At 58.4% G+C, this 19,210-nt stretch carries 16 protein-coding genes; 11 read left to right on the plus strand and 5 right to left on the minus strand.

All coding sequences use genetic code 11. The features are described 5' to 3' along the window. Positions 1–64: 64 nt before the first annotated feature. Complete coding sequence (locus tag D1823_RS03605) at positions 65–1,450, minus strand: dipeptidase (RefSeq protein WP_117872691.1); 1,386 nt, start codon at positions 1,448–1,450, stop codon at positions 65–67. A 323-nt stretch (positions 1,451–1,773) separates the two neighbouring features. Here D1823_RS03605 and hemA point away from each other — a divergent pair, with 323 nt between their 5' ends. The 3 genes from hemA to ispG all read left to right on the plus strand — a co-directional run bounded on the left by hemA (position 1,774) and on the right by ispG (position 5,525). Continuing rightward, positions 1,774–2,997: a 5-aminolevulinate synthase gene (gene hemA / locus D1823_RS03610; RefSeq protein ID WP_117872693.1), complete on the plus strand. Its 1,224-nt coding sequence runs from the start codon at positions 1,774–1,776 to the stop codon at positions 2,995–2,997. A gap of 129 nt (positions 2,998–3,126) precedes the next feature. Then, positions 3,127–4,332, plus strand: a complete 1,206-nt coding sequence (locus tag D1823_RS03615) for a helix-turn-helix domain-containing protein (protein ID WP_117868654.1) — start codon at positions 3,127–3,129, stop codon at positions 4,330–4,332. 71 nt (positions 4,333–4,403) lie between these two features. Next, positions 4,404–5,525, plus strand: coding sequence for a flavodoxin-dependent (E)-4-hydroxy-3-methylbut-2-enyl-diphosphate synthase (gene ispG / locus D1823_RS03620; protein ID WP_117868655.1), 1,122 nt, complete (start codon positions 4,404–4,406; stop codon positions 5,523–5,525). A gap of 22 nt (positions 5,526–5,547) precedes the next feature. Here the strand turns inward: ispG and D1823_RS03625 are convergent, their stop codons facing one another. Genes D1823_RS03625 through D1823_RS03635 form a run of 3 tightly spaced genes read right to left on the minus strand, consistent with a single transcriptional unit; the run spans position 5,548 to position 8,780 of the window. Then, on the minus strand, positions 5,548–6,618 hold the full coding sequence (locus tag D1823_RS03625; protein ID WP_117868656.1) for an agmatine/peptidylarginine deiminase: 1,071 nt from the start codon (positions 6,616–6,618) through the stop codon (positions 5,548–5,550). A 24-nt stretch (positions 6,619–6,642) separates the two neighbouring features. Beyond that, complete coding sequence (locus tag D1823_RS03630; RefSeq protein WP_117868657.1) at positions 6,643–7,401, minus strand: DsbA family protein; 759 nt, start codon at positions 7,399–7,401, stop codon at positions 6,643–6,645. Then, on the minus strand, positions 7,398–8,780 hold the full coding sequence (locus D1823_RS03635) for a M48 family metalloprotease (protein ID WP_117868658.1): 1,383 nt from the start codon (positions 8,778–8,780) through the stop codon (positions 7,398–7,400). The genes D1823_RS03630 and D1823_RS03635 overlap by 4 nt, the downstream gene beginning before the upstream one ends. Between D1823_RS03635 and D1823_RS03640 the strand changes: the two genes are divergently transcribed. From D1823_RS03640 to D1823_RS03675, 8 genes are all read left to right on the plus strand, one after another. Next, on the plus strand, positions 8,779–9,942 hold the full coding sequence (locus tag D1823_RS03640) for a pyridoxal phosphate-dependent aminotransferase (RefSeq protein WP_117868659.1): 1,164 nt from the start codon (positions 8,779–8,781) through the stop codon (positions 9,940–9,942). The genes D1823_RS03635 and D1823_RS03640 overlap by 2 nt on opposite strands. 66 nt (positions 9,943–10,008) lie before the next feature. Then, positions 10,009–11,229, plus strand: a complete 1,221-nt coding sequence (locus D1823_RS03645) for an N-acetylmuramoyl-L-alanine amidase (protein ID WP_117868660.1) — start codon at positions 10,009–10,011, stop codon at positions 11,227–11,229. A 94-nt stretch (positions 11,230–11,323) separates the two neighbouring features. Continuing rightward, positions 11,324–13,813 carry a penicillin-binding protein 1A gene (locus D1823_RS03650; RefSeq protein WP_117868661.1) on the plus strand — a complete coding sequence of 830 codons (2,490 nt, stop codon included), beginning with the start codon at positions 11,324–11,326 and terminating at the stop codon, positions 13,811–13,813. 15 nt (positions 13,814–13,828) lie between these two features. Continuing rightward, positions 13,829–14,221: a RidA family protein gene (locus D1823_RS03655; RefSeq protein WP_254683790.1), complete on the plus strand. Its 393-nt coding sequence runs from the start codon at positions 13,829–13,831 to the stop codon at positions 14,219–14,221. 94 nt (positions 14,222–14,315) lie between these two features. Next, complete coding sequence (gene prfB, locus D1823_RS03660; protein WP_117868663.1) at positions 14,316–15,443, plus strand: peptide chain release factor 2; 1,128 nt, start codon at positions 14,316–14,318, stop codon at positions 15,441–15,443. 1 nt (position 15,444) lies between these two features. Further along, positions 15,445–16,149, plus strand: a complete 705-nt coding sequence (locus D1823_RS03665; RefSeq protein ID WP_254683791.1) for a M50 family metallopeptidase — start codon at positions 15,445–15,447, stop codon at positions 16,147–16,149. 103 nt (positions 16,150–16,252) lie between these two features. Beyond that, the gene (locus tag D1823_RS03670; protein WP_117868664.1) at positions 16,253–17,653 is read left to right on the plus strand and encodes an amidase; all 1,401 of its coding nucleotides are present in this window, start codon (positions 16,253–16,255) and stop codon (positions 17,651–17,653) included. Positions 17,654–17,679: 26 nt separating this feature from the next. Continuing rightward, a complete protein-coding gene (locus D1823_RS03675; RefSeq protein WP_117868665.1) occupies positions 17,680–18,465 on the plus strand; it encodes a DUF2189 domain-containing protein in 786 nt (261 codons plus the stop codon). A gap of 8 nt (positions 18,466–18,473) precedes the next feature. On the opposite strand, the gene D1823_RS03680 is transcribed toward D1823_RS03675, so the two are convergent. After that, positions 18,474–19,193, minus strand: coding sequence for a helix-turn-helix domain-containing protein (locus tag D1823_RS03680; protein ID WP_162896756.1), 720 nt, complete (start codon positions 19,191–19,193; stop codon positions 18,474–18,476). Between the last annotated feature and the right edge of the window lie 17 nt (positions 19,194–19,210).

Here is a 19,210-nt window from a genome sequence, read left to right on the forward strand (position 1 = left end):
GAGGTCTTTTATTCATCTGGCTGCAAGTATCCCGGAGCGCGAGGCAGAGCCTCGCTGAAAGCCGTTACCTGTTCAAAGCATCCAGAATTCGGGCCCAGGAACGGATGCCCTTGTGGAAGCTTTTGACGTCATATTTCTCATTCGGTGAATGGATGGCGTCGTCCTCGTTGGCATAACCGACCAGCATCGAATCGAGCCCCAGAACAGTGTTGAAGTACCCGACGACTGGGATCGAGCCGCCCATGCCGGTAAACACCGCTTCGCGGTCCCATTCGTCCGACAGTGCTTTGCGGGCGGCTTCGAATTCCGGACGATCGATATTCATGACCGAAGCGGGCGAACCTTCCAGATCGTTGTCCCAGACAACTTTTGCATCCGGGGACAGGCGGTCCTCGACATGTTTGCGGATCTTGGTGCGCAAAGCGTCCGGATCCATGTCGCCGACCAGACGGCACGTGATTTTACAATGTGCTTCCGAAGGGATTACGGTTTTTGAACCAGCGCCATTGTACCCGCCCCACAGCCCGTTCACTTCAAGTGTCGGGCGCGCCCATTGTTGCTCTAGCGTTGAATAGGCTTTTTCGCCGTGCGGTTGGGTATATCCGACCGAGTTCAGGTAATCCGCTTCGTCGAAGCCGCAGTTTTGCCACTGACGCAGCTGGTCCTGAGGCACTTCATGAACGCCTTCATAGAAACCATCGACCGCGACACGCCCGGTTTCGTCATCATAGAATGAGGCAACGATTTTCGACAGTTCGCGCAGCGGATTCAGGCCCGGGCCACCGTAATGGCCGGAGTGCAGATCGATGCGGGGTCCGATGATGGTGAACTCGTCCTTCAGCATGCCGCGCAGTTGTGAGGCAATCGACGGAACACCTCGCGATACCATGGATGTATCGCAGACCAGCGCCAGATCCGCTTTGAGTTCGGCCGCGTTGTCTTCGAGGAAGGGGACCAGCGAGGGTGAGCCGGATTCTTCTTCGCCCTCAAAGAAAAAGGTGATGCGGCAGGGCAGGGATCCGTGCACCGCTTTCCATGCGCGGCAGGCTTCGACGAATGTCATCAACTGACCTTTGTCGTCCGACGCCCCGCGCCCGCGGATGACAGGGCCATGCTCGGTGTCTTCGATGGCGGGATCAAACGGATCGCGTGTCCAAAGGTTCAGCGGATCGACGGGTTGCACGTCATAATGGCCGTAAAACAGGATGTGAGGTACATCCGGGTCCTCTCCCACATGGCCTACGACCATCGGGTGCCCAGGGGTTTCCCGTTTTTCTGCTGCGATTCCGATACTGTTCAGGTCGGCAACCAGCCAGTCGGCTGCACGGCTGACGTCGGCCTTGTAAGCGGGATCGGTCGAGATCGAGGGGATGCGCAGCAGCTCCATCAGGCGGTCGATCGATGTTTGCAGATCTTCGTCAATCCGGTTCAGCACGGTGTCTAGCGACATGGGGATCTCCTGCTTGTCTGTGTTCGGGCGAACCCTAGCAGCGTTGACAGCGCCGTCCAGAGCGGTTGATCTGAATTCTGCACGCAAGACAGAACCGCGAATGATGCAGCGCGGCTGCGTCGTTTCCACGCGTCCGATGGCCGGAACTATACTTGCCGTGAGGATTGCAAGCTTATATTTGATGCAAATCAAAGTTGGGTTCACCTGTTCGGCTGTAACCAGCTGAATAAAGGAACACAAAGCTGCGGAAACAGGTTAAGCTGTGAGATGTGGCAGACTAATTGCCCAAGGGAAACCGGAAACGGGCATTCAAGGAGGGTCCGTTGGACTATACTGCTCAGCTCGATTCAGCGATTGCCAGGCTGCATGAAGAAGGACGTTACCGGACCTTTATCGATATCGAACGTCGCAACGGACATTTCCCCCACGCGGTGCGCACACGCTCGGACGGGTCGCAGCAGAACATCACCGTGTGGTGCGGCAATGACTATCTGGGCATGGGCCAGCACCCCGTTGTACTGAATGCCATGCACGAGGCGGTCGATGCGGCTGGTGCGGGCTCGGGCGGCACGCGAAATATCTCGGGCACCACGGTTTATCACAAAAAGCTCGAGGCCGAACTGGCCGATCTGCATGGCAAGGAAGCCGCGCTGTTGTTTACCAGCGCGTATATTGCCAATGACGCCACCCTCAGCACGCTGCCCAAGCTGTTCCCGGGGCTGATCATCTATTCTGACGCGCTGAACCATGCTTCAATGATTGAAGGGGTGCGCCGAAACGGGGGCGCCAAGCGCATCTTCCGTCATAACGACGTGGCGCATCTGCGCGAATTGCTTGAGGCGGACGATCCTGCCGCGCCCAAGCTGATCGCCTTCGAGTCGGTCTATTCCATGGATGGCGATTTTGGGCCGATCGAAGAAATTTGCGATTTGGCCGATGAATTCGGCGCGCTGACCTATATCGACGAAGTGCACGCCGTGGGCATGTATGGCCCGCGCGGTGGCGGCGTGACCGAGCGGGATCGCCTGGCGCATAGGATCGACATCATCAATGGCACTCTGGCCAAGGCCTATGGCGTCATGGGGGGCTATATCGCGGCCAGTACCAAGATGTGCGATGCCGTGCGGTCTTATGCACCGGGCTTTATCTTCACGACATCGTTGCCGCCTGCCGTTGCCGCGGGGGCTGCTGCATCCGTTGCTTACCTGAAAACCGCGTCTGAGTTGCGCGAGCAACACCAGACCCAGGCGAAGATCCTCAAGCTGCGGCTGAAGGGGATGGGCCTGCCGCTGATCGATCACGGCAGCCACATCGTGCCCGTGATCGTCGGCAACCCTGTGCACACCAAAAAGCTCAGCGACATGCTGCTGGACGATTATGGCATCTACGTGCAACCGATCAATTTCCCGACCGTCCCGCGCGGAACCGAGCGTCTGCGTTTTACCCCGTCTCCGGTGCACGGACCTGACGAAATGAACCGTCTGGTGCAGGCGATGGACGAACTTTGGTCACATTGTGCGCTAAATCGCGCCGAACTTGCCGGATAACCTAACGCCAAAGTGTGCAACGAGTTTGCCGCGTGTTAAGCTTACGTTAACAAAACGAGTAGACGAATCATTGTGGGGATGATTCGCCACTTACGCGAAATACGCGACAGGCAGAATGGGGCAGCAGGGATGATTGGGCGCAGATCTCAGCGCGATTCCGAAGAGGACGTAGATGTCAGACCAAAAGGGTTTGATGACTATGAGATTCGCCTAGGCGACAAGATGCGCGGTGAACGCGCTACGATGGGCAAATCCCTTCTGGATGTTCAGCGCGAGTTGCGGATCAAAGCCAACTATATCGCTGCAATTGAAAACGCCGACCCCGATGCGTTTGATACACCCGGCTTTATCGCCGGGTATGTGCGTTCCTACGCACGCTATCTGGGCATGAACCCCGATGAGACCTTTGCGTCTTTCTGCCAGGAAAGCGGATTCGAGGTCGCGCATGGCATGTCCGCCGAAGCCTCGGTGGTGCGGAAGCCTTCAGGTGCTCTGCCCGCACGCGGCCCAATGGGGCGTGACCCGTTCATCTCTCCCAACACGCCTTTTATTCCGGGCAAGGAGCCTCTGGTCAGCCAGATCGAACCCCGTGCCATTGGTTCGTCACTGGTATTGCTGGCGGTGATTGGTGGCATCGGCTATGGCGGCTGGGCTGTTCTGAACAGAATTCAGCAAGTACAGGTCAGCCCGGTTGAACAAGCTCCGGTGGTTTTGTCTGATCTGGATCCGCTGGATGCGGCGCGCAGCAACGCGTCAGATGATGCTGCACAGGTGGCAAGTGCCGAAGCATTGGACCGTCTCTATCGTCCGCAGGCACTGGATGTCCCGGTGCTGGTTGCGCGGGATGCTCCGATCTCTACGCTTGATCCGCGCGAGGTTGGAACTTTCCGCCCGCCCGAATTGCCGCAGTTCGAAGTGGCCGAACTGCACACAGTTGAAAAACCTGCCCTGCCGCAAGTGGTCGAACAGATCGACACCACGCTCAAGATCGTGGCTGTTGATCCGGCATGGATGCGCGTGACAGCTGCGGATGGAAGCGTCATTTTCGAAGGCACACTGGGTACCGTTGAGCAGGGCAGTGTGTTCGAAGTGCCCCTGACCGAAGAACCACCGTCATTGCGTGCCGGCGCATCCGGATCAGTTTATTTTTCGATGAACGGTAAGCACTACGGCCCGGCGGGTGCTCCGGGCACTGTCGCCAAGGGTGTCGTTCTGTCGAAAGACGCCGTGACCGAGGCCTATGCCGTCGCCGATCTTGAGGCGGAACAGAACAGCGCGCTCAAGCAACTGGTGGCGGAACTGCAAACCGAGGCGACAGAAACGCCCGCCGAGTGATCTAGCCATTGCGGTAACTCGGTTGCCGAACTATCTACAGTCGCAACTCAGGCAGACGCGGATCCGTCCTTATGTCCCTCAATCACGTACGCCCCTGGCGCGACATCTACCGTCGTAAATCCCGTCAAATAATGGTCGGTAACGTCCCCGTTGGTGGCGATGCGCCTATTGCCGTTCAGACCATGACCAACACGCTGACGACCGATGTGGCGGCGACCGTGGCGCAGGTGCAGGCGGCGGCTGAGGCCGGTGCAGATATCGTGCGTGTCTCGGTTCCTGATGAGGCGTCGTCCAAAGCGCTGAAAGAGATTGTCCGGGAAAGCCCCGTGCCCATCGTGGCAGACATTCATTTCCACTATCGGCGCGGCATCGAAGCCGCCGAAGCGGGCGCTGCCTGTCTGCGCATCAATCCCGGCAACATCGGTGACGAAACCCGCGTGAAAGAAGTCATCCAGGCTGCGCGCGACCACAACTGTTCAATCCGGATCGGCGTGAATGCAGGAAGTCTGGAAAAGCACCTGCTTGAGAAATATGGCGAGCCGTGCCCCGAGGCGATGGTCGAGAGCGGGCTGGAACATATCCGCATCCTTCAGGACAATGATTTTCACGAGTTCAAGATCAGCGTAAAAGCCAGCGACGTGTTTCTGTCCGCCGCGGCCTATCAAGGTATTGCCGAGGCGACGGACGCCCCCATCCACCTAGGCATTACCGAAGCGGGTGGGCTGGTCAGCGGTACGATCAAATCGGCCATCGGCCTTGGCAACCTGCTGTGGATGGGGATCGGCGACACGATCCGCGTCAGCCTGTCTGCTGATCCGGTGGAAGAGGTGAAGGTTGGGTTTGAAATCCTCAAATCTCTTGGCCTGCGCCATCGGGGCGTCAATATCATCTCATGCCCGTCCTGCGCGCGACAGGGTTTTGATGTCATCAAAACCGTCGAGGCGCTGGAACATCGCCTTGAACACATCAAGACGCCGATGTCCCTTTCGATCATCGGCTGCGTGGTCAATGGCCCGGGCGAAGCGCTGATGACGGATGTCGGTTTCACCGGCGGTGGAGCAGGATCCGGTATGGTTTACCTTGCCGGAAAAGCCAGCCACAAGTTGTCAAACGAGCAGATGATCGATCACATCGTGGAGCAGGTCGAAAAGAAAGCGGCTGAACTGGATGCTGCGGCCGAGGCGGCAGAGTAGTCTATCTATCTATTCAGCAATGCTATGAGGTGGGCATTTGTTGCGTGGCGCAATGGATGCCGCCGCCAAGTTCTCCCAGCACATCAACGTTAAGTGTTACGACTTCTCGTCCGGGATAGTGACTTGCAAGCGTTTCTGATGCGATCTGGTCTGTTTCCGCGTCTCCGAACCGGGCCGCAATCACGCCGCCGTTGCAGACGTAGTAATTGGCGTAAGCGGCGACGAAGTCCAGGTTCTTGACGCGGCGGTAATGTGGTTCGGGTATCACGTCCATGTCCATGCCCGCTGCAACCAGACGATCATGGGTGTCCAACGCGGCCATGTGGAAAGGATCATGATTGTCCGGTCTATCCGGCAAGTTGATGATGCCGCGACCGGGGCCGGTAAAGCGGGCGAGACTGTCTATATGATAATCGGTGATATCTTCGCCCCAGACACCTTCGGACCAGATCATTCGCTTGGCCCCATAGGCCGCCAACAACCGTGCTTCGATCTCGTCGCGAGCGAGGCCGGGATTGCGGTTGTCATTCACCCACGAGCTTTCATGCGCCATAAGTGCCCCATGCCCATCCTGTTCGACACCACCTGCTTCGCCGATCAGTCCGGTCGGCTGCAGGGGCAGTCCCAGCCTTTCGGCCACTCTGTCGGCAATTCTCGCATCATGTGCGTGAACCTGCTTTCGCCCCCAACCATTGAACTGGATCTGTTTGACCGCAAGCTCGCCACGGTTGTTGATCGCGAACACCGGGCCTGCGTCCCGGCACCACAGATCTTCGGTCGGGACATCCCAAATCTCGATCGCCGCAGAAAGCTGTTTGCTGATATCTGCGTGGTATTCTGATCCGGCAAGCATTATGACGGGCTCAAAAGCAGAGATCGTGTTTGCGATTTCGGCAATGGTCCTCTGCACCATCTTCAGAAAAACGGGGTCGGGATGGACAGTGCGGCTGACCGGCCATTGCATGAAAGTACGATCATGCCGGGCTTCTTCGGCCGGGACGTAGAAGCCAGTCGCGGGCTGCGCAATAGACTGGCCAGAGAAACATGTGATGCCCAACGCTCCTCCGGCCATAAGAAATCCTCGCCGCTTCATGGCAGGCCGCCGACCAACCCTGCTTTAGCCGCGTTCGGCACGTATACCGTCAACGATCTGCTGCATCTGATCGGATGGCAAGAAGCCACGCAACATTTCGGTGCCCAGAACAAACGAAGGCGTGCCCGAGATCTGCATCCTCTGGGCCAGAGCGCGGGTGCGGGTGATCTCATCCGTGACGCGATCGCTGTCCATCGCCGCTATGATCTCGTCGCTGTTCAGCCCCAACCCGTCGGAGATGCGGCGCAGGGAAACTTCGCTTGGCTCACCGGTGAATTCCAACAGGGCATCATGAACCTGCTTGTACGCATCATCGCCCGCCACGTGTTTGGTGGCCACAGCAAAGCGTGAGGATAGCACGGACGCATCACCCAGAATTGGGAATTCCTTGATCACAAGGCGAATATTGCCGTCTTCGGCCAGCAGACTGGCCACTTCGGAAACGGCACGGCGGCAATAGCCACACCGGTAGTCCATGAACTCGACCAGAGTGATGTCGCCATCCGGGTTGCCGCCAACCCAGCTAAAGCCGTCATTGAACAGCTCATCCGCATTGGCGGCGACCAGCTCTTTATCCGCAGCGGCTTCGGCGACGGCATTGCGCTGTTCCAGAATGTTGATCGCTTCTACGATCACTTCGGGATTTTCCAGTAGGTATTCACGCACCTGAGCGCCAAATTCTGTTTTCTCGGCATCGCTCATCGCGTTCAGGTCCAGCGCCTGCGCCGAGGTTGCCGCCATGGAAAGCCCCAGAAGGGCGGGTGCAGCATGTCTGAGGATCATTTCCGTTTCCTTTTGTCTTTGTTGAGTCGTTCCGACGCAATCAACACGTCTTGCGCCCTTTGCCAACCCGGTGAGCCTTCGGGCAGTCGCGCCACGGCGCGTTTCGCGTGGATTCCGGCATCTCCCAGCCGCCCTTGCAGCGCATACCGTTCCGCCGTCACGGTCGACGCCATACCATCATTACCAACCTGAGCATAGGCAACACCAAGATCCTGCAACAGCCTGGCGTTCCGGTAATCCCGGGCGCGGGCTTTTTCCAGCACGCTCAGGGCCTGTTTGGTTTGGCCCTGCGCCAGCAACGCCCGCCCGTATCCAGCCAGGATCAGCGCATCGTTCGGAGCCATTTCAACAGCGTTTCCGTACGCTTCAATAGCCGCGCCTATTTGCCTGTTTTCCAAAAGAATTTGCCCCTTCAGGTCATAGTAGTACGGGTCGTTTGGGCGCAGCACCAGGGCCTCGTCGATCGCATTGCGCGCGCGACCCAAATCACGGTTCTGATGATGGGCCGAAGCCTCTCGCATCAGGCGGATGTCCTGGGCGGTTTCCTCTTTGGCGCGCCGTAATGTCCAACTGGGTGAGCGTAAAAAGGCCGACAGCTTGCCTTTGACGCGGGCAAACCAGTAATCGGCATTGGCATTCTGAATTGCCTTGTCGCCAAACTCGTCCAGAAAGGCTTCGGCGGCGCGCAAACGTTCACGGCTGGTAGGGTGCGACCGCATATACGGGTCCTGGTTGGCGACGCTCAGCAATTCCTGACCTGCGAATTTCCTGTGCAGCTCCACCATGCCGCTGGGAGAAATTTGAGCCCATCGCAGATAGCTTGCGGCGCTTCGGTCAGCCGAAGCTTCTTCGGCGCGGGTATGACCCAGAAAGCTGCGGATTGCAGCGCCCTGGGTGCCAGCGGCAATACCAATGGCGGCTTCACCCCCGCCTGCCGCGGCCGCAAGCAGCGCCAAAGCTGTGCCAAGGCCAGCATTGCGCCGCGCGGCCTTCAGGTTTTCGGCGCGGCGGGCCAGATGGCCATTCGCGATATGCGCAGCCTCATGCGCGATCACCGCTTGCAGCATTTCGGGGCTTTCAACCGTTAGAATCAGCCCGTAATTCACATAGATCGCGTTGTAGTCGATGACGAATGCGTTGAACGTGTTGTCATTGACCACCAGGATTTGAACCCGGTTGGTGTTCAGACCTGCGGCACGCAGCACTGGAAACGCCAACTCGCGCAGCCCATGCTCGATATCGGGGTCGCGGATCAGGCTTTGCCCATGAGATTGCGTTGCCGCCGTCAGCCAGACGACAACCGACAGTATCAGAGCCGGGATTGACGTCAGCCGGGATACGCGTTCAAAAGCCATGGCTGCAACATGGGAGATGGGCATGAGAAACTCAACCCGGTCCGAGGTCGATCCCTTCATCGTGATGGACGTGATGGAGGCCGCGCGCCGTGCGGAAGAAGCGGGCCGCCATGTGATTCACATGGAAGTTGGACAGCCCGGAACCGGCGCACCCAAGGGCGCGACCGAAGCGCTGGCGAAGGCGATGGATCAAAGCCCGTTGGGTTATACGGTGTCCCTGGGGTTGCCTGCGCTGCGAAAGCGTATCGCGCGGCTTTATGGCGATTGGTACGATGTGGACCTGAACCCCGAGCGCGTGATCATCACGCCTGGATCGTCCGGCGGGTTTCTGCTGGCCTTCACTGCTTTGTTCGACAGCGGGGATCGGGTTGGAATCGGTGCGCCGGGATATCCGTCGTATCGCCAGATTCTCAGTGCACTTGGATTGGTACCGGTCGATTTGCCGACCGCGCCCGAGAACCGTCTGCAACCCGTTGCAGCGGATATTCAGGGAATGGGCCTGAAGGGTCTGATGGTGGCGTCTCCTGCGAATCCTACCGGCACGATGCTTGATCACGCCGCCATGGGGTCGCTGATCGAAGCCGCACATGGGCAGGGGGCGTCTTTCATCAGCGACGAAATTTATCACGGTCTGGAATATGAAGCCAAGGCCGCAACGGCGCTGGAACTGACGGATGAGTGCTATGTGATCAACTCGTTCTCCAAGTACTTCTCGATGACCGGTTGGCGCGTGGGTTGGATGGTCGTGCCCGAGGATCAGGTGCGCGTGGTCGAGCGGATATCTCAGAACATGTTCATCTGTGCGCCGCATGCCAGTCAGGTCGCGGCACTGGCCGCAATGGACTGCGAGGATGAGCTGCAGGCCAATCTGGACGTGTACCGCCGAAATCGCGCCCTGATGCTGGAAGGACTGCCAAAGGCCGGCTTCACGAAAATCGCGCCGCCGGACGGGGCGTTTTACGTCTATGCCGACGTGTCTGATCTGACCGGTGACAGCCGCGCATTTGCGGCCGAGATTCTGGACAAGGCCGGTGTCGCGGTCACGCCGGGTCTGGATTTCGATCCGCAACGCGGCCATACGACGCTGCGGTTTTCCTATGCGCGTTCAACGGTCGACATTCAGGACGGGCTGGAACGGTTGCGCGTGTTCATGACCGAGCGGAAGGTGATCGGGGAACCTGCCTGAGCCGTTCACAAATCACCCCTTGTGGTATAGGCTGCCGGACAAACGATCTCGGGAAAACTTGAGGCCATGAGCAGGATCATCTTTTGCATCGCCCTGATCTGGGCGCTGTGCGGTAGTGCCGTCGCGCAGGACTTCAGTGCGCTGGCACGCATTCATCCGGACAAAAGCCGTATCACGGATGTAGGGCGAACCGGCGTCAGGGTGGATATCGGCCTCAGTCAGGGGGTGCCGTACCGGATATTCACCCTTCAGGATCCGTATCGGATGGTTCTGGACTTCAACGAAGTGGACTGGACCGGGCTGAACCGAACGGATTTCCTGCAATCAGAACGTGTCAGTGGCGTGCAATTCGGGGCCTATGTTCCGGGTTGGTCGCGGCTGGTATTGGAACTGGGCGCGCCAATGGCCGTGGACACTGCCGAGCTGTCGGTTGCCGAGGATTCGGGGGCTGCGCTGCTGTCCCTCAACCTCAAGGGCACGGATTTTGACACGTTCAACGCAACTGCGGGTGCGCCGCGCAATCCGGGTTGGGACTTGCCGGAACCGGCAGACCTGCCGCAGGTACCTTCGCGCTCTGCGGACCGACCATTGCGCGTGATGCTCGATCCCGGGCACGGTGGTATCGATCCGGGCGCCGAGATAGACGGGGTTGATGAGAAAACTCTGATGCTGACTTTTGCGCGTGAATTGCGCGAAGTTCTATTGCGATCAGGTGGTTATGAAGTGGTCCTGACCCGCGTTGACGACCAGTTCGTCTCGTTGGAGCGGCGGATCACCTTGGCGCACCGGGCCGGCGCGGATCTGTTCATTTCGTTGCACGCGGATTCCCTGTCCGAAGGGCAGGCGCATGGCGCGGCGGTGTACACCCTGTCTGCGGATGCATCCGATGTGGCAAGTTCAAAACTCGCCGAACGACATGATCGGGGGGATTTGATTTCAGGTATCGATCTGAATGGCGCCGACGATCAGGTGGCCGATGTTCTTCTGGATCTTGCACGCCAGGAAACGGTGCCGCGGACAAAGCTGTTGGCCGGCGCGATCGCCAACGGAATGGCCCAGCAGGGCGGGCCGATGAATCGCAAACCGTTGCGGACCGCGTCGTTCTCTGTGCTCAAGGCGGCAGATATCCCGTCTGTTTTGATCGAGCTTGGGTTCCTTTCCAGCCCCAGAGACCGGGAAAACCTAAGAGATTCGGAATGGCGGGCCAAAATGGCGCTGGGGATTTTTCAGGGGCTCGAAGACTGGCGTCAGCAGGATGTGATCCGCAAATCCCTGATTGGCCAGTGACCTTACGACGCAAAACGGCTAGAATACGCTTGGTGTTTTGACCCTTGGGCGGTGCAACACTATATAGGCACCACCGCGAGAAAAAGGCAGTAACGTGATCCGGTTCATTCTTTCGATTTTCGGGGCGATCTTCAGCATCGTCACCTTGGGTATTTTCATGGTCGCACTGGTAATTGGTGCGGTGTTCTGGATGTATGGCCGTGACCTTCCCAGCCACGAATCTCTTGCCCAGTACAAGCCCCCGACTATCAGCCGTATCTATTCGGGCGAAGGGCAACTGATCGACGAATTCGCGCAGGAACGCCGCCTGTTCACACCGTCCGAGGATATCCCTGATCTGGTGAAACAGGCGTTTATTTCGGCGGAAGACAAGAATTTCTACACTCATCAGGGGTATGATCCGCGCGGCATTATTGCAGCAGGCGTTGAAGCAGTCCGCACCAAAGGTGGCACCGTGCGGGGGGCGTCAACCATTACCCAGCAGGTGATGAAGAACTTTCTGTTGTCGGGCGACCGCCGGGCAGAACGAAAGATCAAGGAAATCATCCTCGCCACCCGGCTTGAGGATACCCTGGACAAAGAGCAGATCCTTGAGCTTTACATGAACGAGATCTTTCTGGGTCAGAACTCGTACGGCGTGACGGCCGCCGCGCAGACCTATTTCAACAAGACCTTGCAGGAACTGGCCCCGCATGAGGCGGCGATGCTGGCTGCGATGCCCAAGGCGCCGTCGGATTATCACCCGGTTCGGCAAAAGGAACGCCTGCTGGCCCGCAGAAACTATGTGCTGCGGGAGATGTACCAGAACGGTTACATTGATCAGGCGACCTATGAGTCAGAGGTCGACATGCCGTTGCGCTCGGTCCAGAACGGTGATTTCGAAAGCTTCCGCACCGCTTTGCCGCCGCGCGATTACTTCACCGATGAAATCCGTCGACAACTGAGCGAAGACTTTGGTGAAGGTGAATTCTTTACCGGGGGCTTCACGGTTCGTGCGTCGGTGGACGAGGAAATGCAGGTCGAGGCCGCAAAGGCCCTGCGCACGGCGTTGCAGAAATATGACCGGTCTCGCGGGAAATGGCGCGGCACCGGCGAAGTGATTCCGGAAGAGAAACTGGCAGATGAGGCGCAGTGGCGCGAGGTGCTGTCGATCCTGGAAACCCCGCGCGATGTGGTGCTGCCGACCCGCTGGTATCCTGCCGTGGTTCTGAATGTTTCGGATCAACAGCTTACCGTCGGGATCGAAAACGGACCTGCGGATGGCGTCATTCCGCGGTCCGATATCAAGTGGATGCAGGGTGATTTTGCTGCGAACTTCAAGCGCGGGGATGTGATCCTTGTTGTCGAGGGCGAAGAGGGGCAGTGGTCTGCCCGTCAGGTGCCCGAAGTTCAGGGCGGCTTTGTGGCGATGGATGTGAACTCGGGCCGCGTTCTGGCGATGCAGGGCGGGTTCTCGTATCAGGACACCGTGTTCAACCGCGCCACGCAGGCGCAGCGCCAGCCGGGGTCCAGCTTCAAGCCCTTTGTCTATGCTGCCGCGCTGGACAGCGGATACAGCCCCGCAACCATCGTTGTGGACGCGCCGATCGAAGTAAACACGCCGCAGGGCTTGTGGCGGCCCAAGAACTCGTCGAACAAGTTCTACGGGCCGACGCCCTTGCGTACCGGGATCGAGCAGTCGCGGAACCTGATGACCATCCGTCTGGCACAAGAAGTCACCATGCCGGTGGTTGCAGGTTACGCCGAACGCTTTGGCGTCTATGACCGGATGGGGGCGTTTCTTGCGAACTCGCTGGGGTCCGAAGAGACGACGCTGTACAAAATGGTCGCGGCTTATGCGATGTTCGCGAACGGCGGTGAGCGGGTTGAACCCACTCTGGTAGACCGTATTCAGGACCGGCTCGGCAAGACCATCTATCGTCACGATGACCGTCAGTGTCTGAATTGTAACTCGACCTGGCTGGAGCCCGACGAGGCCCCGACTCTTGTTACAGATCGCGCGCAGGTCATGGATGCCATCACCGCCTATCAGCTGACGTCGATGATGAAAGGCGTAGTTGATCGCGGGACGGCATCGCGCGTTGTGAACCTGCCGGTGCCGACAGCGGGCAAGACCGGAACCACCAACGAATCCAAGGATGCGTGGTTTATCGGGTTTACCTCGAACATCGTTGCGGGCTGTTACATCGGCTATGACCGTCCGCGCCCGATGGGTCGGGGGGCCTATGGCGGTACACTGTGTGGCCCGGTGTTCCAGAGCTTCATGGAAAAAGCTGTTGAGAAATACGGCGGCGGTCCGTTTAAGGTTCCGGAAGGTGGTCATTTCATAAAGATCGACCGTTTCAGTGGTGCCCGTCTGCCGGACGACGCCAGCGGCGACTATGTCGTGGCCGAATTCTTCCGCGACGGCGTCGATGGGTTTATCGACCGTGTCTATGACGGTGGTTTTGCAATTGGTTCCGACCTGCCTTTGTTCGAGGAAGTGCAGCGCGCAGGCGTTCAGGTTCAGACGTCAACGGGTGAAACCATCACGGTCGGGCCCAAGGCAACGCAAGGGGATCTGAGTACCGGTGGTCTTTACTGACAGGGACTGATCAAGTTGGGTAAGACACCCCTGATTCCGCCAATTTTGCTGGGTACGCCCGGGCAGCTAAGCATCTCCCCAGGTGTCATCTCGGGCGGGCACGTGTTTCTCACCGGTATGACCGGGAGCGCGGCAGACGGTTCAATGCCGTATGATCCGGAACTACAGTTCCGGAACGCCTTTTCCAAGATTGCCGAGGTGTTAAAGGAAGCGAACCAAGGTTTGGAGTCTGTGGTCGAGATGACGACCTACCATGTTGAAATGCGAAAACATTTCGATCTGTTTGACCGTGTGCGCCTTGAGGTTCTGCCTGCGCCTTACCCGGCTTGGACCGCAGTTGAAGTTGCGGGACTTCGACGGGAGGGTGCCTTGGTTGAAATTCGGGCAATCGCACATCTTTCCGAGTGAGTCACGAGAGTCGCTCCATCCTTCCAGCCTGTCTTGTGGTGTCTCGCACCACTTGCTATCACGCAGGCCTGATTGAGCAAGTTGGGACAAGACCATGCGCGCCGAAACCCAGAACATCATAGCGGAAATCGAAAAGTCGCTGGAGCTGCTGGCGCAGCGCATGGACTATGAGACCGCGCCGCATCGCCTTGAGGAATTCAATGCGCGTGTCGAAGATCCCAACCTGTGGGACGATCCCGAAAAGGCGCAGAAACTGATGCGCGAGCGGCAGATGCTGGTCGACGCGATCGAGACCTATGAGTCCATCAAAACCGATCTCAGCGACAATATCGAACTGATTGAGCTGGGCGAAATGGAAGAGGACGAAGAGGTCGTCCAGGACGCCGAGGCCGCGATCAAGGCGCTGCGTGGCAAAGCCGCAAAGAAAGAGCTTGAGGCACTGTTGGACGGCGAGGCCGACAGCAACGACACCTTCCTCGAGATCAACTCGGGCGCGGGCGGAACTGAAAGCTGCGACTGGGCCTCGATGCTGGCGCGGATGTATGTGCGCTGGGCCGAAAAAAAAGGGTATACAGTCGAGCTTCAGTCCGAAACCCCGGGCGAAGAGGCAGGGATCAAATCTGCTGCGTACAAGATTTCCGGCCACAACGCTTACGGCTGGCTGAAATCCGAAAGCGGCGTACACCGGCTGGTGCGGATTTCACCTTTTGACTCCGCTGCCAAGCGGCACACCTCCTTCTGTTCGGTCTGGGTTTATCCGGTGGTGGACGACAATATCGAGATCGAGGTGAACCCTGCGGACATCCGCATCGACACCTACCGGTCATCGGGGGCGGGCGGTCAGCACGTGAACACCACGGACTCGGCTGTTAGGATCACGCACATTCCGACCGGGATTGTTGTGACCTCATCCGAGAAGTCGCAGCACCAGAACCGCGATATCGCCATGAAGGCTCTGAAATCGCGTTTGTATCAACTGGAACTTGACCGCCGGAACGCCGACATCAACGCAGCACACGAAGCCAAGGGCGATGCGGGCTGGGGCAACCAGATCCGGTCATACGTCTTGCAGCCGTACCAGATGGTCAAAGACCTGCGGACAAATTATGAGACCTCGGACACCAAAGGTGTGTTGGACGGCGATCTGGACGGGTTCATGGCGGCCACACTGGCCCTGAACGTTGCAGGCAAGAGCCGCTCCGAGGCGCAGGGCGACAGCTAGGGTGAAGCGTAGCAGCCCTTTCCTGAACCTTCTGAAAGGGCATTGGCAGCTTATCCTGATCACAACTTTGGTCTTTTTGCTTTGGAACACACCGGTCGTGGTTCCGCTGAAGATACTGGTCGTCTTTTTGCATGAGTTGTCCCATGCCGTGACGATCCTGTTGACCGGCGGCTCTGTCGAAAGTTTTTCGATCTCATCGCATCAGGGCGGAGTGGTCGTCGGCCGGGGCGGCAACCGGTTTCTCAGCCTGTCTGCCGGATATCTTGGCTCACTGTTGCTCGGCATGGCCCTTTTGATCCTTGCCTTGCGAACAAAGGCCGACCGCGCAGTTCTGGCGGGTTTTGGCGGCGTCATGTGTCTTGTAGCAGTTCTGTATATCCGCGATCCGTTCGCCCTGGCTTTCAGCATCGGAACCGGGGCTGCGATGATCGCTACGGCGTGGTATCTGCGCCCGGATGTGAGCGATCTGGTGCTGCGCGTGATCGGATTGACCAGCATGATCTATGTCCCTTTCGACATCTTCGATGACACGATCCGACGGTCCGGTGCGCGTTCGGATGCATTCATGCTGGCCGAGGAGTTCGGCGGCTCCACCATGTTGTGGGGCGGGATCTGGCTGGTGCTCAGCTGCATGGCGATTGTTTTTTGCCTGCGTCACTGGCTTGGGGTCGACAGTAACCTGCATTTTCGCAGAGCAGCCCGCTGACATTGCCGTCTGGGACGTTATTGAAAAGATACATCCAAACAGTGGGTTTAAATGATCTGAACTGCCCGCTAGGCTGCTGGAAACAACAGCAGAATGGCGTGCCATGGACCTGACCCGGATATCGGCTTCAAACCTTTTGAAACAGTTGGCCAGCCGGCAGGTTTCAGCCTCGGACGTGATGCAGGCCACACTTGATCGTATCGCCAAGGTCAACAGAGAAGTGAACGCCATCGTCGCACTGCGGGATGAAGGTGATTTGATGGCCGAGGCGCAGGCCTGCGACAATAGCCCTGTCACCGGTCCACTGCACGGTCTGCCGATTGCGGTTAAGGATCTTGTGAATGTAGCTGGTGTCGTCTCGTCTCAGGGTTCACCGATGTTCAAGGGCTTCGTGCCGGACACTGACGATCTGATTGCCACCCGGATGCGGGCCGCAGGTGCTATCCTGATCGGCAAGACCAATACGCCGGAATTTGGGCTGGGCTCACACACCTTCAACCCGGTCTATGGCGCAACGCGCAATCCGTATGACGCCGATTTCACCTGCGGTGGTTCGTCCGGCGGGGCGGCGGTTGCACTGGCGACCGGCATGGTCGCATTGGCCGATGGCTCGGACATGATGGGCAGCTTGCGCAACCCGGCGGGCTGGAACAATGTTTACGGCTTTCGTCCAAGCTGGGGCAGGGTGCCTTCCGATCCCGTGGGCGACAGTTTTTTGCATCAGTTGTCGACACTGGGCCCAATGGCGCGCTGCCCCGAAGATCTAGGTGTTCTGCTCGACGTTATCTCGGGTCCGGACCCGCGCTTGCCGTTGGCCGCTAAAAGTGCCCCGGTATCCCCGGTGACCGCCGCAGACTTGCAAGGGCTGCGGATCGGGTGGCTTGGCGACTGGGGAGGCGCTTTTCCGACCGAGCCCGGTATTCTCGACATCTGCAAAGACGCGATGGACGTTTTCGAAATTCTTGGAGCGCGGGTCGAGGACATCGCCCCGCCTTTCGATGCTGAAAAACTATGGACCAGCTGGATCACCTTGCGGTCGTTCAGCGTAGCCGCAGGGCTCGAACCTTTGGCTTCGCAAAAAGAGCATTTGAAAGACACGGCACAATGGGAGCTGGATCGAGGTTTGGCGATGAGTGCGATGGACGTGCACCACGCCAGTGTCATCCGCTCGGAATGGTTCCGTTGCGCGGTGAAACTGTTCCAACAGTTTGACGCATTGGTTCTGCCTTCTGCTCAGGTCTGGCCGTTTTCGGTTGATTTGCCTTACCCGACAGAGATCGCTGGCCGGGCCATGGATACCTATCACCGATGGATGCATGTCACGGTACCGGTCAGCCTGATCGGCCTGCCTTGTCTGGCTGCGCCTGCGGGATTTGGTGCACAGGGGCTTCCCATGGGGTTTCAACTGTTCGGACCCAGAGGCTCGGACCAGAAACTACTGTCGGTCGGAGCGTCATATCACGCCGAAACCAACTGGCCAAACAAGAGGCCGGCGATGCCATAACGCCGGTCGGGGAGGAGGAAGACAACATGGACAAACCCTTTGGTGTTCCGGATATGCGACCGGTCGATACCGCCATGCTGCGCACTGCTTTGAAGCGTGCCTGGGCCGACTTTCGCCGCGCACCGCTAATCGGCCTGATCTTTGCCGGAGTTTACGTGCTGGCTGGCTGGGCGATGGCATGGGTAACCGTCCAGACCGGAACAACCTTCTGGCTGGTGCTGGCGGCCATCGGGTTTCCGCTGATCGGCCCGTTTGCCGCTGTTGGTCTGTACGAGGTATCGCACAGGTTGGAACAAGGCGAGCCACTCGATTTTGGCGCGATCTTCGGGGTCGTGCTGCAGCAAAGCCGCAGACAGTTGCCCTCGATCTGCGCGATCATAGTCGTCGTGTTTCTGTTCTGGTTTTTTCTGGGGCATATGATCTTTGCCCTGTTCATGGGTTTGGCGACGATGACCAATGTGTCGACGTCGCTCGAAGTGTTTCTGACGCTGAATGGCCTGACAATGCTGGCAGTGGGCACGGCGGTCGGGGCGGTTTTTGCGACCGTTCTGTATATGATCACGGTTCTGTCGATTCCGTTGCTGCTGGATCGTGAACTGGACTTTGTAACGGCAATGATTACCAGCTTCTCCTACGTGTCAGAGAACTTCCCTGTGATGCTGGCCTGGGGCGCGTTCATTGCGGTGCTGACATTTCTGGCGATGGTGCCCTGGTTTCTTGGGTTGCTGGTGGTCCTACCGCTGCTGGGGCATGCCAGCTGGCATCTGTACCGGCAGATCACGCAGAACGATGAAGGGGAAACACCAACCTGAGACGTTGGTTACGGATGCTGAGCCACATTGTTGGTCGACAATCGCGCAGCAGCAAAAATGGCCGTCGAGTCATGCCCAAGATATTTCAGCACAACGGGTTCCGGTATTGTTGCGTTTGTTGGACTGATGACCGACCCACGCCACTGAACTGCCGTTCCCGTAGGGTCGGGAGAAATCAGATAGACCCGGCTATTCTGACCTTCCCGCTGGGAAGTCAGCATATAGACAGTGTCACCGCTTGAGGCCGCTATCCCTTGGATTTCCCGTGCTTTTGGTGTTGCGTCGGGCATCGCGGCGCGAGACACGTACCCACGGATCAACGTGCATTGGGCCAGCGGGCGGGCGTGCAACAGGGTCATCCGGCGTTCAGCCGAGAGGCTTTCGATCACCGCGTAGAACCCGGGTAAAAACGGGGACTTCTCGATTGCATCCGCACCAGAACCCAGAAACTCGGTCAGGGCCGGAGTTGCGGGGTGTTCCTCGATCTTTTCGATCTCATCCAATGGTTTCAGAAGAATGCGGGCGTCCACGTCGAAGAACCGGCATATGCGGTCCAGCACATCCGGTCTGGGTACGCTTTCACCCGAAAGGTATCTATTGAATTGGGTGCGGTTCACGCCAAGTTTGCGGCACAGTGCCGAAACAGATCGGTATCGCCGTGCCAATTGCCGAAGATTCGCACCGAACATTGCGCGAAGCTCAGCAGGACTGCGAATGTCGTCGGTCATGGGTGCCCACGTCTTGC

Source organism: Ruegeria sp. AD91A (genome assembly GCF_003443535.1).
GTDB lineage: Bacteria > Pseudomonadota > Alphaproteobacteria > Rhodobacterales > Rhodobacteraceae > Ruegeria.

Excerpts from the sequence above, each read along its gene's own strand:
- ispG (WP_117868655.1), top strand. The coding sequence starts at position 4,404 with ATGTCCCTCAATCACGTACGCCCCTGGCGCGACATCTACCGTCGTAAA.
- D1823_RS03670 (WP_117868664.1), top strand. The coding sequence starts at position 16,253 with ATGGACCTGACCCGGATATCGGCTTCAAACCTTTTGAAACAGTTGGCC.
- D1823_RS03680 (WP_162896756.1), bottom strand. The coding sequence starts at position 19,193 with ATGACCGACGACATTCGCAGTCCTGCTGAGCTTCGCGCAATGTTCGGT.
- D1823_RS03630 (WP_117868657.1), bottom strand. The coding sequence starts at position 7,401 with ATGATCCTCAGACATGCTGCACCCGCCCTTCTGGGGCTTTCCATGGCG.
- prfB (WP_117868663.1), top strand. The coding sequence starts at position 14,316 with ATGCGCGCCGAAACCCAGAACATCATAGCGGAAATCGAAAAGTCGCTG.
- D1823_RS03615 (WP_117868654.1), top strand. The coding sequence starts at position 3,127 with ATGATTGGGCGCAGATCTCAGCGCGATTCCGAAGAGGACGTAGATGTC.
- D1823_RS03675 (WP_117868665.1), top strand. The coding sequence starts at position 17,680 with ATGGACAAACCCTTTGGTGTTCCGGATATGCGACCGGTCGATACCGCC.
- D1823_RS03645 (WP_117868660.1), top strand. The coding sequence starts at position 10,009 with ATGAGCAGGATCATCTTTTGCATCGCCCTGATCTGGGCGCTGTGCGGT.
- D1823_RS03635 (WP_117868658.1), bottom strand. The coding sequence starts at position 8,780 with ATGCCCATCTCCCATGTTGCAGCCATGGCTTTTGAACGCGTATCCCGG.
- D1823_RS03640 (WP_117868659.1), top strand. The coding sequence starts at position 8,779 with ATGAGAAACTCAACCCGGTCCGAGGTCGATCCCTTCATCGTGATGGAC.
- D1823_RS03605 (WP_117872691.1), bottom strand. The coding sequence starts at position 1,450 with ATGTCGCTAGACACCGTGCTGAACCGGATTGACGAAGATCTGCAAACA.
- D1823_RS03625 (WP_117868656.1), bottom strand. The coding sequence starts at position 6,618 with ATGAAGCGGCGAGGATTTCTTATGGCCGGAGGAGCGTTGGGCATCACA.